This window comes from Kitasatospora sp. NPDC028961 (assembly GCF_055564815.1).
This window is the reverse complement of the sequence record NZ_JBVHVO010000017.1, coordinates 49,227-63,633: the sequence shown is the minus strand read 5'-3', so window position 1 is coordinate 63,633 and position 14,407 is coordinate 49,227. Positions and strand designations below refer to the sequence as shown.

Annotated in this window: 8 protein-coding genes; 3 read left to right on the top strand and 5 right to left on the bottom strand. The window is 76.0% G+C overall.

Annotation, left to right across the window (positions count from 1 at the left end; all coding sequences use genetic code 11):
• Positions 1 to 114: 114 nt before the first annotated feature.
• The 3 genes from ACZ4UX_RS25340 to ACZ4UX_RS25330 all read right to left on the bottom strand — a co-directional run bounded on the left by ACZ4UX_RS25340 (position 115) and on the right by ACZ4UX_RS25330 (position 3,366).
• The gene (locus tag ACZ4UX_RS25340; protein ID WP_465708340.1) at positions 115 to 1,125 is read right to left on the bottom strand and encodes a zinc metalloprotease; all 1,011 of its coding nucleotides are present in this window, start codon (positions 1,123 to 1,125) and stop codon (positions 115 to 117) included.
• 293 nt (positions 1,126 to 1,418) lie between these two features.
• A complete protein-coding gene (locus ACZ4UX_RS25335) occupies positions 1,419 to 2,123 on the bottom strand; it encodes an AAA family ATPase (protein ID WP_465708339.1) in 705 nt (234 codons plus the stop codon).
• A gap of 316 nt (positions 2,124 to 2,439) precedes the next feature.
• On the bottom strand, positions 2,440 to 3,366 hold the full coding sequence (locus ACZ4UX_RS25330) for an LLM class F420-dependent oxidoreductase (protein WP_465708338.1): 927 nt from the start codon (positions 3,364 to 3,366) through the stop codon (positions 2,440 to 2,442).
• A 162-nt stretch (positions 3,367 to 3,528) separates the two neighbouring features.
• Between ACZ4UX_RS25330 and ACZ4UX_RS25325 the strand changes: the two genes are divergently transcribed.
• Both ACZ4UX_RS25325 and ACZ4UX_RS25320 read left to right on the top strand, forming a co-directional pair.
• Positions 3,529 to 3,882, top strand: a complete 354-nt coding sequence (locus ACZ4UX_RS25325; protein ID WP_465708337.1) for a DUF6401 family natural product biosynthesis protein — start codon at positions 3,529 to 3,531, stop codon at positions 3,880 to 3,882.
• Positions 3,883 to 3,987: 105 nt separating this feature from the next.
• Positions 3,988 to 4,794: an alpha/beta hydrolase gene (locus ACZ4UX_RS25320; RefSeq protein ID WP_465708336.1), complete on the top strand. Its 807-nt coding sequence runs from the start codon at positions 3,988 to 3,990 to the stop codon at positions 4,792 to 4,794.
• A 25-nt stretch (positions 4,795 to 4,819) separates the two neighbouring features.
• On the opposite strand, the gene ACZ4UX_RS25315 is transcribed toward ACZ4UX_RS25320, so the two are convergent.
• Positions 4,820 to 5,692, bottom strand: coding sequence for an SDR family NAD(P)-dependent oxidoreductase (locus ACZ4UX_RS25315; RefSeq protein WP_352293808.1), 873 nt, complete (start codon positions 5,690 to 5,692; stop codon positions 4,820 to 4,822).
• A gap of 394 nt (positions 5,693 to 6,086) precedes the next feature.
• Here ACZ4UX_RS25315 and ACZ4UX_RS25310 point away from each other — a divergent pair, with 394 nt between their 5' ends.
• On the top strand, positions 6,087 to 7,781 hold the full coding sequence (locus ACZ4UX_RS25310) for a fatty acid CoA ligase family protein (protein ID WP_465708335.1): 1,695 nt from the start codon (positions 6,087 to 6,089) through the stop codon (positions 7,779 to 7,781).
• A gap of 74 nt (positions 7,782 to 7,855) precedes the next feature.
• Here ACZ4UX_RS25310 and ACZ4UX_RS25305 read toward each other — a convergent pair whose 3' ends face one another.
• Entirely contained in the window at positions 7,856 to 14,395 is a 6,540-nt protein-coding gene (locus tag ACZ4UX_RS25305; protein WP_465708334.1) for a type I polyketide synthase, read from the bottom strand.
• Positions 14,396 to 14,407 lie beyond the last annotated feature (12 nt).

Genomic DNA, 14,407 nt, shown 5'->3' with positions numbered 1-14,407 from the left:
GGGGGCGTTCCGTTCGAGAAAGAGAAAAAAAAAGGGGGGGGGGGGGGGGGGGGGGGGGGGGGGCCTTTCCCTTCCCCCCCCCCCCCCCGCCAGGGTCTCTGGACGGACGGCCCGTCAGGCCCGGTAGGCGGCCCAGGAGTTGGACATCCTGGCGACCTGGCCGGGGGTGAACTGGGTCATGCAGGAGTCGTAGGTGTAGTCCATGAAGTTGTGGATCGGGTCGACGCCGGTGGCCGTGCAGGTGTCGCGGCCGGCGGGGCACTGGTACGCGGCGGTCTTCTCGGCCGGGGTGTCCGAGACGTAGTCGCCCTGGCCGCCGCAGCCGCCCTGGAAGGTGTGGTACAGCCCGAGCCAGTGGCCGACCTCGTGGGTGACGGTGTCGCCCTCGTTGTAGTTGGTGGCCGAGCCGCCGGGGAACGAGCTGTCGAGGATGACCACGCCGTCGTCGCTCGGGTTCGACTGGTAGGAGCTGGGGAAGGTCGCCCAGCCGAGCAGCGACTGGCCGAGCTTGGCGGTGTAGAGGTTGAGGGCGTTGGCACCGCCCTTGCGCAGCGAGCTCTTCATCGACCGTTCGGCCGAGGAGCCCGGGGTGATGCCGTTGTACCAGGACGAGTTGTCGGTGTAGTCGGTGCCGGTCAGCTGGAACTGGAACTGGCTGGCGGTGTTGCCCGCGCCCTGGCCGCCGTAGGCGGCGTTGAGGACGGAGATCTGCCGGCTGATGTCCGTCGCGGTCAGCTTGCCCGTCGATCCGGCGTGGACCACGTGGACGTACACCGGGATGGTCGTGGTGGCGGCGAGCGTCCCCGGGGCGAGCAGCGCGCTGCCCTGGGAGGAGTGGGCCAGTTGGGCGACCCGGGCGCTGAGGTCCGCGTCCATCGCCTGGGCCTGGGCCTCGGTGACGGCGTTGGGCTCCTGGCCGCCCGGGCTGCCGGCGGGCTTGCGGGCCCCGGCGTCCTGGCTCTCCCCGCCGACGCACGGGGCGGCGACCGCGCCGGGGGCGTGCGCGGCGGCGGTGGAGAACGCCGAGGGAGCGGCGAACTGGGTGAGCCCGAGGGCCGTGACGAGGGCTGCGGCGCTGAGGAATCTGCGGGGGACACGCGAGGGTACGCGGGCAGAACGACGCATCTGCGCTCCTGAGGGGGAGTTGTGGGGGGTGGCGGAGGGGGGCCGCCGAGCCTAGGCTACGCAGGGCCGCGTGTACGCGTCAGGTTTCTTCCGGCCGCAAAGTTCTGACGACATATCGGACATAACCCGGAAGCCCGATCGAGTGACCCCGGTCACAGGTGGAGCATTTCCGGTGCCGCACGGTCGGGGCAACGCCCCCGGGTTGTCCGAAAGTTGACGCTCCGTCCGCCGGACAGGCCTCGGAAGGCCGACCGGACCGGTCGGGTGGGCGGCCCCGCACCGCCTCGCCGAGACTACGACGCCACGAAGACGATCTCCCGCACGGCGCGCGCACCGGCCCGGTCGAGTACCACCGCCGACGCACAGCCCGCCGGCGGCTCGCCCGTCCCGGCCAGCCGCCCGCGCAGCCGCCGGGCGGACTCACGGTGCCGGGCGAAGGCGTACGCGGAGACGCGCTGGCCCCGGGCGTGCTGGCCGTCCCGGGCCTCCTCCGCGCTCGCGTCCAGCAGGATCAGGTGCACCCGGCGCCCCTGCCGGGCGGCCGCGCGGCCCAGCCAGTACCGCACCCAGGGCAGCGTGCCGCAGTCGTGCACCGCGAGCGGGCCGCCGGCCAGGACGGCGCGGCGCAGCCGCCGGTAGTGCGCGGCCCGCACCAGCGGGCGGTAGGCGGCATAGGGCAGCCAGCCGGGGACCCGGGCCGCGTACTCCTCCCGCACCTGCTGGGAGTCGACCAGCGGGGCGCGGACGCAGCGGCGCATCAGGGTGCTCTTGCCGCTGCCCGGCAGGCCCGACACGACCAGCAGGTCATCGGCGCGGTAGTGCAGCGCCTGCGCGGGCACCGGGGCGGCCCCCGCTTCGCCGCGCCCGGCCGTGCCGGGCCCCCGACGCAGGTCGTGCAGGCCGCGCGGGCGCAGCACCGCCGCGGCCGGGCGGACCTCGGCGGCGCACGCCGATCTCGGTACGGGCACCTTGGCCCCGGACACCCCGACCTCAACCACCGGCACTCCCCCTGACTCCGCGGCCCCGGCTCCCCGGCCTCCGCCTCCCGAAGAAACCTTCCCCCTTCAAGAGAGAGTAAAGACTAGTGGTCAGCGCCGGTGCGGCCGAGCCCTCCCGCGCCGCGGCGGCGCCTCCCGCACAACGCCCTCGCACCACGCCCTCGGAACCGACGCATTCGCCCCGGCCGTTCGTACCGGCTGTTTCGGCCCGGCTGCCCGGGGCAGAGCGCGCCGCCCCTGCCCGCCTCCGCCCGGCGGCGCAGGCGGGCGGAGGCGGGCAAGGGCGGGCAGGGGAGCCGGACGGTCGCGGGGCGGCTCAGTCCAGCTGCGGGGCGACCCGGGAGGCGATCAGCTCCAGGTGGTCGAGGTCGTCCAGGTCGAGGATCTGGAGGTAGAAGCGCTCGGAGCCGACGGCGGCGTAGCGGCCGATCGTCGCCACCACCTCGTCGGGGGTACCGGCCAGGCCGTTGGCCTTCAGCTCGTCCACGTCGCGGCCGATCGCGGCGGCCCGGCGGGCCACCTCGGCGTCATCCCGGCCCACGCAGGCGACCAGGGCGTTGGAGTACACCAGGTCGTCGGCCTGGCGCCCGGCCCGCTCGACGGCGGCCCGGACCCGGCCGAACTGGGCGGCGCTCTGCTCGACCGAGACGAAGGGCAGGTTGAACTCGTCGGCGAAGCGGGCGGCCAGCGCCGGCGTCCGGGTCGGGCCCGTGCCGCCGACCAGCACCGGGATCTTCTCCTGGGCGGGCTTGGGCAGCGCCGGCGACTCGGTCAGCCGGTAGTACTCGCCGGCGAAGTCGAAGGTGTCGCCGACCTTGGTGTTCCAGAGGCCGGTGATGATCGCCAGCTGCTCCTCCAGCCGCCCGAACTTCTCCTTGGGGAACGGGATGCCGTAGGCGGTGTGCTCCTCCTCGAACCAGCCGGCGCCGAGGCCGAACTCGACCCGGCCGCCGCTCATCGCGTCGACCTGGGCGACCTGGATGGCGAGCACGCCGGGCAGCCGGAAGGTGGCGGCGGTCATCAGGGTGCCCAGGCGGATGGTGCTGGTGTCGCGGGCGAGGCCGGCCAGCGTGATCCAGGCGTCGGTCGGGCCGGGCAGGCCGCTCACCCCGCCCATCTTGAGGTAGTGGTCGGAGCGGAAGAAGGCGCTGAAGGCGCCGAGCTCCTCGGTGGTCCGCGCCACCCGGAGCAGCGTGTCGTAGCTCGCGCCCTGCTGGGGCTCGGTGAAGATTCGAAGATCCATGCGGTCCATTCTGGGGCAGATCGCCCCGTGCTTCCGGGCGATCCGCGCTTTCGGCCACGCGGCGGGGCGGAGGGCGGGACCGGCCGGGCGGCGGGCGGCGGGGTGGCCAAGGTCTCAGCCAGCGCGGCCGCTCCCCCGCCGCCGCTCGCCTACCTTGGACGGATGTTCGCCACGCCCGACGAGTCCCACCGCGACTCCCCCGACCAGCCGGCCGGCTGCCCGCTGCCCGGGATCGTCGCCGCCTTCACGCCGCGGCTGGCCGAGTTCGCCTTCGAGCCCGGCTTCGTCGCCGCGGTCGACCAGCACGTCGCCCAGTTGCGCGAACTGCTCTACGCGCAGGGCCCGGAGCTGCTGCCCCTGGCGCTGGACCGCGCGGAGCTGTCGCGGTACGCGGCGGAGTTCGTCGACGCGCTGATCGACATCGGCTGGCGGGAGCCGGTGGGGTACGACTTCGCGGTGCACCGGCTGACCGCGATCTGCTGGCTGGTGCGCGAGCAGGGCCTGCTCACCCGCTGAGGGCGGGTGCGGCCGGGGCGATCCTCCCGGGCGGGCCCGGCGCCGACGGGTCGACGCGTACAGTGGCGGTCCAACGGACGGACGGCGGGGGCGGGACGGTACAGGGTGAGCGGCGACACGGGGAGCACGGTCCGGGCGGGTCGCGAGAGCGGTGCGACCGGCCACCGGGCGCTGGTCTGGCGGGAGCTGCCCGAGCGCCCGGTGGCCGCGGTGCTGGTCCTGCACGGCGGCCGGGAGCACGGCCTCGGCCGGCCCGGCCCGGTCAACCTGCCCGGCCTGCGGATGACCGGGTTCGTGCGGGCCCTGCGCCGGGAGACGGCGGGGGCCGGGGTCGCGATCGGCACCGTCCGCTACCGCCACCAGGGCTGGAACGGCGAGCGCGCCGACGCCGCCCGGGACACCCGGGCCGCGCTCGGCGACCTGGCCGAGGAGCTGGGGCACGTGCCGACCCTGCTGGTCGGCCACTCGATGGGCGGCCGGGCGGCGCTGCGCGCGGCGGGCCACCCGAACGTCACCGGCGTGGTCGCGCTGGCGCCCTGGTGCCCGGCGGAGGACCCGTGCGAACAGCTCGCCGGCCGGAGCGTCCTGATGCTGCACGGCGACCGCGACAAGGTCACCGGCCCGGCCGACACCCGCGCCTTCGCCGCCCGCGCCCGCTCGGCCGGGGCCGGGGTCTGCGGGTACACCGTGGTCGGCAGCGGTCACGCCCTCCTCCGGCGCTCCGGTGACTGGCACCGTGCCACCGCCCGGCTCTGCACCGGACTGCTCGGCCTGCGCGACCTGCCCGCCGAGGTCGGGGCCGCGCTGGCGCTGCCGGCCGGCAGCCGCGACGCCCTCGCCCTCCCGCTCCCCGCCCAGCCGCGCACGGCGCCACCGCGCCGCCTCACCCCGGTCCTGCCGACCGACGCCTGACGCCGCGCGCCGGCCGCCCCGGCGGTCACCGCACCCCGGCGGCCGGGCCGGGCGCGGGCACCGCGTGCTCCGCCGCACGGCTGACCTCCTCCCAGCCGGCCCAGGTCTCCATCCTGGTCCGCGCGATGTCGAACGCCAGGTCGTAGACCATGCTCCCCAGCAGCAGGCGCAGCGGGGGCTCGTCGCTGTCGACGAGCCGGAGCAGCGCCTCGGCGGCGAGCTTCGGGTCGCTGTCGACCGAGCCCTCGGCGAACTGCTTCGCCAGTTCGGCCCGGAGCGGGTCGTAGGCGTCCAGGGTGTCGGTGCTGTGCATCGCCGTGTAGAGGTCGGTCCAGTAGCCACCGGGCTGCACGATGCTCACCTTCACGCCGAAGCCCGCCACCTCCCTCGCGATCGCCTCGCTCAGGCCCTCCAGCGCGAACTTGCCGGCGCTGTAGAGCCCGGTGCTCGGGAATCCGCCCAGCGCGGCGACGCTGGAGATCTGCACCAGGTGCCCGGAGCCCTGCCCGCGCAGCACGGGCAGCACCGCCTGGCTCACCCAGAGCGCGCCGAAGAAGTTGACGTCGAGGTGGGCCCGGGCCTCGGCCTCGCCGAACTCCTCGACCATGCCCATCGAGAGCATCCCGGCGTTGTTGACGACGATGTCGAGCCGGCCGAAGTGGCCGACGGCCTCGGCGACCGCCGCGAAGACGGCGCCGCGGTCGGTCACGTCCAGCCCGAGGGGCAGCACCCGCCCGGGGTGGGCGGCCGCCAGCTCCTCCAGCGGCCCGGTGGTGCGCGCGGCGACCGCGACCCGGTCCCCCGCGGCGAGTGCCGCGTCCGCGAAGGCGCGGCCGAGGCCCCGGCTGGCGCCCGTGATGAACCAGACCCGGTCGGTGCTTGCGGCTGAGGTGCGCATACCCGGTACTCCTCCACTTACGAGAGACGAGACGGTTCGTCTCGTTTGATGGCTCCACTATCGTCCCCGTTCCGCCTTCTCGTCAAGACGAGACGTATCGTCTCATTGGCTTCGCATGCGGCCGGTGATCCGGGGCGGGCGGTCCATCTGCACCGCGCACGACCCTTTTTGACGGTTCTCGACCGCGATGATCGCCCGGCCGGTAGCGTCACTCCTGTCGTCCGAGGCCCACCGGCACCGGCTGCCGCACGGGCACCGTGTGCCGCCCGGTGCGACATGTCAGGGCGGCGCTACGGGGAGCGCGCCTTCGTGTGGACCCCGAGGAGTGAGAACCAGTGATGACTGCCAGGCGCCACCGTGGAGTCGAGGCCACCGCCGGACGGGCGGCCCGCCGATGACCGTCGCACCCCGGCACCCCTTCGAGGCCGAGGCCGGTCTCGCCGACTACCTGGAACGGCACGCCCGCACCTCCCCCGAGAAGACCGCGATCATCCACCCCGACGGCCGGGAGCCGGACGGCGCGATCCGCTACCGCGAGCTCAGCTACGGCGAACTGCAACGCCAGGTCGAGGAGTTGGCGGCCGGGTTCAGCCGGATCGGGATCACCTCGGGCATGCGGACCATCCTGATGCCCAAGCCCGGACCGGATCTGTACATCCTCGTCTTCGCGCTGCTGCGGATCGGCGCGGTACCGGTGGTGGTGGACCCGGGCATGGGCATCAAACGCATGCTCAACTGCTACCGCGCGGTGGGCGCGGAGGCCTTCGTCGGGCCCTCGGTCGCGCACGCCGTCCGGGTGCTCGGCCGCCGCACCTTCGCGACCGTCCGGATCAAGGTGACGCTGGGCCGGCGCTGGTTCTGGGGCGGCCACACCCTGGACGGGCTGCTCGGCGGCTCCGGCTCGGCGCCGGCCCGGCCGGTGACCGGCGACGACCTGATGATGATCGCCTTCACCACCGGGAGCACCGGGGCCGCCAAGGGCGTCGAGAGCGTCCACCGGATGGCCACCGCGACGGCCCGCCAGATGCACGCCGCGCACGGGCGCGACCGTGACGACATATCCCTGGTCACCGTCCCGATCTGGGGGCTGTTCGACCTCATCTACGGCTCGACCATGGTGCTGGCGCCGATCGCGCCGGCCAAGGTGGCGCAGGCGGACCCGGAGCTGCTGACGGCGGCCCTGACCCGGTTCCGGGTGTCCACCGTGTTCGGCTCCCCGGCGCTGTTCCGCGTCCTCGCCGCCCACCTGGAGCGCGAGCGCGTCCCGCTGCCCGAGCTGCGCGGCGTGGTGTCCGCCGGCGCACCCGTCCCGCCCGACCTGGTCGCCTCGCTGCGCCGGGTGCTGGACGAGCGGACCGGGATCCACGTCGCCTACGGCGCCACCGAGGCGATGCCGATCTCCTCGATCGAGTCCACCGAGATCCTGGGCGAGACGGCGGCCCGGGGCGCGCTGGGCGACGGCACCTGCGTCGGCCGGCCGGTCGACGGGACGCTCGTGCGGCTGGTGCGGGTCGACGACGGCCCGCTGCCGGACTGGGAGGACGACCTGGCGGTCCCCGCCGGGGAGATCGGCGAGATCGTGGTGGCGGGGGACGTGGTCAGCCCGCGCTACCACGCCACCGCGGACGCCAACGCCCAGTACAAGATCCGCGAGCGGCCCGCCGACGGTCCCGAGCGGACCTGGCACCGGACCGGTGACCTGGGCTACCTGGACGACGCCGGGCGCCTCTGGTTCTGCGGGCGCCGGGCCCAGCGGGTGCGCACCGCCGGGGGCGACCTGCACACCGTCCGCTGCGAGGGGGTCTTCAACGCGCACCCGCTGGTCCGGCGCAGCGCCCTGGTCGGCATCGGGGCCCCCGGGGCCCAGCGCCCGGTGGTGTGCGTGGAGACCGAGGACGGCGTCTCCGAGGAGCAGTGGCCCGAGCTGCTGACCGAGCTGCGCCGGCTCGGCGCCGACCGGCCGCTGACGGCCGGGCTGCGCGAGTTCCTGCGGCACCCGGGGTTCCCGGTCGACATCCGGCACAACGCGAAGATCGGGCGCGAGGAGCTGGCCGGCTGGGCCGAGCGGCAGACGGCCGCCCGCACCTGAGCCGAACCGCGCGGGCCGGTCCGGACGGTGCTCCCGTCCGGACCGGCCCGTGCGGGTGCCGGGGGGTCAGCGCGTCAGCGCGTCAGCCAGAAGGCCTCGCGCTGGAAGGCGTAGGTGGGCAGGTCCACCCGCCGCCCGCCCGGCAGGGCGGTCCGCCAGTCGACGTCCTGGCCGCGCACCCACCGCCGGGCGAGCGCCTCCAGTCCGCCGGCCGTCCCGGTCGCCGGGGCCGCGGTGTCCGCCTCCGGCCGGCCGTCGATCACGTTCTCGGCCGGCACCCCCTCGGCCACGGCCTTGAGCCCGCCGAGGAACCCCTCCCGGTCGGCGGCGAACACCACCGCGCGGTGCTCCAGGCCCGCCCGGCCGGTGGCCAGCGAGAAGGCGACGTCCAGGGCGGACGGCTCGGCCCCCGACTCCAGGAAGGCGGCGAGGCGCGCCGCCTGGGCGGCCAGCCCGGCCGCGGTGCGGCCCGACAGTGCCCAGGGCAGCGGCCCGTGCTGCCGAGCCGGAGCGCCCCCGGAGTCCGGGGCGTCCTCGGCCACGTGTTCCAGCACGACATGGGTGTTGGTGCCGCTCATCCCGAACGAGGACACCCCGGCCCGCCTGGGCCGACCGGTCTCCGGCCAGGACCGCGCCCGCGTCAGCAGCCGGACCGCGCCGGCCTCCCAGTCCACCTGCGGTGACGGCCGGTCCGCGTGCAAGGTCCTGGGCAGCACGCCGTGCCGCATGGCCAGCACCATCTTGATCACTCCGGCCACGCCGGACGCCGACTGGGTGTGGCCGATGTTGGACTTCATGGTGCCCAGCCAGAGCGGCCGTTCGGGCGAGCGGCCGGCGCCGTAGGCGGCCAGCAGCGCGGTGGCCTCGATCGGATCGCCCAGCGCCGTACCGGTGCCGTGTGCCTCCACCGCGTCGACCTGATCGGGCGTCAGATCGGCGTTGGCCAGGGCCTGCTGGATCACCCGCCGCTGCGCCGAACCGTTGGGCGCGGTGAGCCCGTTGCTCGCGCCGTCCTGGTTGACGGCCGAGCCGCGGACCAGGGCCAGCACCGGGTGCCCGTGCCGGCGGGCGTCCGACAGCCGCTCCAGAAGGACGACGGCGACGCCCTCGGCCATCCCCATGCCGTCGGCCTCCGCCGAGAAGGACTTGCAGCGGCCGTCCGCCGACAGCTCGCCCAGCCGGCTCAGCCCGACCAGTTCGGACGGGTAGGACATCACGGTGACCCCGCCCGCCAGGGCGAGCGAGCAGTCGCCCTGGCGCAGCGCCTGGGCGGCCAGGTGCAGGGCCACCATCGAGGACGAGCACGCCGTGTCGACGGTGACCGCGGGGCCCTCCAGGCCGAGGGTGTAGGAGACCCGGCCGGAGAGGATGCTGATCACGTCGCCGAGACCGAGGTGCGCCGACAGCTCGTCGGTGACCTCGGCCCGGGCACCGTAGCCCTGGTAGCGGGAGCCGATGTAGACGCCGGTGCGGCTGCCGCGCAGGGCGTGCGGGTCGATGCCGGCCCGCTCGACGGCCTCCCAGGAGGCCTCCAGCAGCAGCCGCTGCTGCGGGTCCATCGCCAGCGCCTCGCTCGGACCGATGCCGAAGAACCCGGGGTCGAACTCGGCGGCGTCGTGCAGGAATCCGCCCTCCCGCGTGCAGGTGGTGTCGGGGCGTCCGGGCTGCGGGTGGTAGAGGCCCGCGAGGTCCCAGCCGCGCTCGGTGGGCAGCCCGGAGACGGCGTCCGTACCGGCGTCGAGCAGCTGCCAGAGGTCCTCGGGCGTCCGGACGCCGCCCGGCAGCCGGCAGCTCATCGCCACGATCGCGACGGGGTCGTCCCCGGCTGCGGCACCGGCGGGCGCCGGGTGCTCGGCCACCTGGGGCGACTCCCCCAGAATCTCGGTCCGCAGCCGGTCGGCGAGCGCCCGGACCGTCGGGTGGTCGAAGACCACGGTGGTCGGCAGCCGCAGGCCGGTCGCGGCGTTCAGCCGGTTGCGCAGGTCGACCGAGGCCAGCGACTCGAAGCCGAGTTCGCGGAAGGGCCGCCCGGTCGCGATCGCCTCGGGCGAGTCGTGGCCGAGCACCGCCGCCACCGTCCCGGCGACCAGCTCCAGCAGCTCCCGGTCGGCCTCCGCCGCCGGGCGGCCCGCCAGGCGGTCGCGCCACCGGGCGAGGGCGTCCGCCGCGTGCCCGGGCTCCGGCTGCTCGCTCCGGCGGCCCCGGCGGGCCTCGGGGATGGCGTCCAGGAGCGGCCGCGGCCGGGCGGAGGCGAAGGTCGGCACGAAGCGGTCCCAGGCCACGTCGACCAGGGCGACGAAGGTCTCGTCGCGGTCCAGCACCTGCTGGAGGGCGGCGACGGCCGGTTCGGGGTCCATCAGCGGCAGCCCCTGCCGGAACAGCCGGCGCTCGGCCTCCTTCGACGGGCCCTCGGGGCCCCAGCGGTCCGGGGTGTTCCAGAGCCCCCAGGCGACCGAGGTCGCCCGCAGCCCGCGGGCCCGGCGCTGCTGCGCGAGGGCGTCCAGGTAGGCGTTGGCCACCGCGTAGGCGCCGTGGTCGCCGCTGCCCCAGACCCCGGCGACGGACGAGAAGAGCACGAAGGCGTCCAGGTCGTCCCGGTCGAAGATCTCGTCGAGGTGGCGGGCGCCGTCCGCCTTGGCCGCGACCACCTCGGCGAACTCCGCCGGGGTGGTGGCGTCCAGCGAGCTCAGCCGGATGAAGGCGGCCGCGTGCACGACGGCCCGCACCGGCGTGCCGTCCGCCGCCAGCCGGGCCACCAGCGCGGCGAGCGCGGACCGGTCCGCGACGTCGCACGCGGTGACCGTCACCCTGGTACCGGTGGCCGCGAGTTCGGCCCGCAGCGCGTCGGTGGCCGGGCCCCCGGCGGCGGAGCGGCTGGTGAGCACCAGGTGCTCGGCCCCGCTGCGGGCCAGCCAGCGGGCGAGGTAGGGGCCGACCGCCCCGGTGGCGCCGGTGAGCAGGACGGTGCCGCGCGGCCGCCAGCCGGCCGGTTCGGCCGCCGTCCCCGGCTCGGCCCCGCCCCCCGCTGCGACCTCCGCCCCAGGGGCCGGGGCGGTCGCGCGGACCAGCCGGCGCGCGTACAGGCCGCCGGCCCGGACGGCCACCTGGTCCTCGTCGGCGATGCCCGCGAGCACGCCGCACAGCCGGGCGCGCGCCCGGTCGTCCGGCTGCCCGGGCAGGTCGACCAGGCCGCCCCAGCGGTCGGGGTGCTCCAGGGCGACCGTCCGGCCCAGGCCCCAGAGGGCGGCCTGGCCGGGGCTGTCGAGCGGGTCGGCGGCGCCGACCGTGACCGCGCCGCGCGTCGCGCACCAGAGCGGGGCCGCGACACCGGCGTCACCGAGCGCCTGCACCAGGGCCAGCGTGAGCACCAGGCCCACCGACAGCGCGGGGTGCTCGGGGTGCGGCTGCCCGGCCGGCGCCAGCAGCGACAGCACGCCCGCCAAGGGCTCCGGCCCGCCGGCGAGTTCGCGCAGCCGGTCGGCCAGCCGGGCGCGGTCCGCGGCCGGGTCGAGCGCGATCCGCAGCACCCGGGCGCCGTGCTCGGCGAGGGCGCGTTCGGCCTCGGCGGCCCACGGGTCACCGGTGTCACCGGCCGGGACCACCACCAGCCAGGTGCCGGACAGGGCCGGCCCGGACGGCTCGCGCAGCGGCTGCCAGTCGATGACGTACCGCCAGCCGTCCACCACGGACAGCGTCCGCTGCCGCTGCCGCCAGGCGGCGAGCAGCGGCAGGGCGGGCGCCAGGGCGTCGACGGCCGCCCCGCCGTCCGGTCCGGCGCCCAGCGCGCGGGCCAGGGCCTCGATGTCGCCCTGCTCGACGGCCGCCCAGAACGGCTGGTCCGCGAGCGGCCGGCCGCCCGGCTCCGGCTCCTCCTCCGGCTCGGCGTCGAGCCAGTAGCGGCGGCGCTGGAAGGCGTAGGTGGGCAGCTCGACCGGGCGGCCGCCGGCGGTGGCGGCGCTCCAGTCGACCGGGACACCGGCGGCCCAGAGCCCGGCCACCGAGGCCAGCAGGCGCTCCGGCCCGCCCTCGTCGCGGCGCAGCGTGCCCGTCACCGTCGCCGTGGCCTCCGCGCTCTCGACGGTGTCCTGGATGCCGGCCGCCAGCACCGGGTGGGGGCTGACCTCGACGAAGACCCGGTGGTCGTCGTCGAGCAGCGCCCGGGTGGCGGCCTCGAACTCCACCGGCTGCCGCAGGTTGGCGTACCAGTAGGCGGCGTCGAGCTCCCGCCCCTCCATCAGCCGCCCGGTCACCGAGGAGTAGAACGGGATCGCGGCCGGGCCCGGCACGACCGGCGCCAGTACCCCGGCCAGCTCGTCCCGGACCAGATCGATCTGCGGCCCGTGCGAGGCGACGCCCGCCTGGACCCGGCGGACCCGGACGCCGTCCGCCTCGCAGTCCTTCACGAAGGCGCCCAGCGCGTCGAGGTCCCCGGACACCACCACGGTGCCCGGCCCGTTCACGGCCGCCACCGAGAGCCGGCCCTCCCAGGCCCGCAGGCGCTCGCGCACCTGCTCCACCGGCAGGAACACCGGGGCCAGCCCACCGAGTCCGGCCAGTCGGGCCAGGGCCCGGCTGCGCAGCGCGGCCAGCCGGGCGGCGTCCGGGAGCGTCAGCACGCCGGCCACGCAGGCCGCCGCCACCTCGCCCTGGGAGTGCCCCACCACGGCCGAGGGTTCCACCCCGTAGGAGCGCCAGACCGCCGCCAGCGACACCAGGACGGAGAACAGCACGGGCTGGACGACGTCGATCCGGTCCAGCGACGGCGCGCCGGGCGCGCCCCGCAGGACGTCCAGGAGGTCCCAGTCGACGAAGGGCTTCAGCGCCTCGGCGCACTCCGCCATCCGGTTTCGGAAGACCTCCGACTCCGCCAGCAGCTCGACACCCATCCCGAGCCACTGCGAGCCCTGGCCCGGGAAGACGAAGACGGTGCCGTCGTGCTCGGTGACGGCGGACCGGACCACCGCGGCGGCGGGCCGGCCCTCGGCCAGCGCGTCCAGGCCACGCAGCAGGGCCGCCCGGTCCGCGCCGAGAACCGCGGCCCGCTCCGGCAGCGCCGCCCGGGTGACCGCCAGCGCGTGGCCGACGTCCCGCACGCCCAACTCCGGCCGCTCCCGCAGATGCGCCGCCAGCCGGCCGGCCTGGGCCCGCAGGCCGCCCTCGTCAGCACCCGACAGCAGCCACGGCACCACACCGCCCGCGCTCGCCTCCGCCGACTCCGACGGCTCCGGCGGTGCCTGCTCCAGCACCACATGCGCGTTGGTCCCGCTGATCCCGAACGAGGACACCGCCGAACGCCTCGGCCGCCCCGTCTCCGGCCACGGCCGCGCCCGCGTCAACAGCTCCACCGCACCCGACGACCAGTCCACCTGCGCGGTCCGCTCGTCCGCGTGCAGGGTCTTCGGCAGCACCCCGTGCCGCATCGCGAGGACGGCCTTGATGACCCCGGTGACACCGGCGGCGAACTGGGTGTGGCCGAGGTTCGACTTCACCGAGCCCAGCCAGGCCGGGTGCTCCGGCGGCCGGCCCTGGCCGTAGGTGGCCAGCAGCTCGACGGCCTCGATCGGGTCGCCCAGCGCGGTGCCGGTGCCGTGCGCCTCCAGCAGGTCGACCTGGTCCGGCGTCAGCCGCGCCTCGGCGAGGGCCTGCCGGATCACCCGGCGCTGCGCGGCGCCGTTCGGCGCGGTCAGGCCGTTCGACCTGCCGTCCTGGTTGATCGCGCTGCCCCGGAGCACCGCGAGCACCGGGTGGCCGAGGCGGCGGGCGTCGGAGAGCCGCTCCACCAGCAGCAGGCCGACCCCCTCGGCCGTGCTCATGCCGTCGGCGCCGGCGCCGAACGCCTTGGAGCGGCCGTCCCGGGCCAGCGCCCGCTGGCGGGACAGCTCCAGGATGCCGTCCAGGGTGGACATCACCGTCACCCCGCCGGCCAGCGCGAGGTCGCACTCGCCCTGGCGCAGCGAGCGGGCCGCGAGGTGCAGCGCGACCAGCGAGGACGAGCAGGCCGTGTCCACCGTGACGGCCGGGCCCTCCAGCCCGAGCGTGTAGGAGACCCGGCCGGAGGCGACGCTGCCCGAGCGGCCGTTGCCCAGGTAGCCCTCCAGCCCGTCCGGCACCCGGCCGAGCCGGGTGCCGTAGTCGTGGTAGCCGAGGCCCGCGAAGACGCCGGTCCGGCTGCCGCGCAGGGAGTGCGGGTCGATGCCCGCCGCCTCGACGGCCTCCCAGGAGGTCTCCAGCAGCAGCCGCTGCTGGGGGTCCATCCCGAGTGCCTCGCGCGGCGAGATGCCGAAGAACTCCGCGTCGAACTCCGCGACGTCCGTCAGGAAGCCGCCCTGCCGGACGTAGAACGTGCCGGGCACGTCGGGGTCGGGGTCGTACCGGCCGTCGATGTCCCAGCCGCGGTCCCGGGGCAGGTCGGCGATCACGTCCGCGCCGTCGGTCAGCAGCGTCCAGAGGTCCTGCGGGGTGCGCACCCCGCCCGGGAGGCGGCAGGCCATGCCCACGATCGCGATCGGTTCGGGCGCGGGGTCGGCGAGTTCGGCGTTCTGCCGGCGCAGCAGCTCGTTCTCCTTCAGCGAGAGCCGCAGGGCTTCGACGAGGCGGTCCTGGGTCTCAGCCATCTTTCCTCCACT

What these genes read in the sequence shown, in the direction of transcription:
- ACZ4UX_RS25340 (WP_465708340.1), bottom strand. Translation starts at nt 1,125, where the DNA reads ATGCGTCGTTCTGCCCGCGTACCCTCGCGTGTCCCCCGCAGATTCCTC.
- ACZ4UX_RS25325 (WP_465708337.1), top strand. Translation starts at nt 3,529, where the DNA reads ATGTTCGCCACGCCCGACGAGTCCCACCGCGACTCCCCCGACCAGCCG.
- ACZ4UX_RS25310 (WP_465708335.1), top strand. Translation starts at nt 6,087, where the DNA reads ATGACCGTCGCACCCCGGCACCCCTTCGAGGCCGAGGCCGGTCTCGCC.
- ACZ4UX_RS25330 (WP_465708338.1), bottom strand. Translation starts at nt 3,366, where the DNA reads ATGGATCTTCGAATCTTCACCGAGCCCCAGCAGGGCGCGAGCTACGAC.
- ACZ4UX_RS25315 (WP_352293808.1), bottom strand. Translation starts at nt 5,692, where the DNA reads ATGCGCACCTCAGCCGCAAGCACCGACCGGGTCTGGTTCATCACGGGC.
- ACZ4UX_RS25305 (WP_465708334.1), bottom strand. Translation starts at nt 14,395, where the DNA reads ATGGCTGAGACCCAGGACCGCCTCGTCGAAGCCCTGCGGCTCTCGCTG.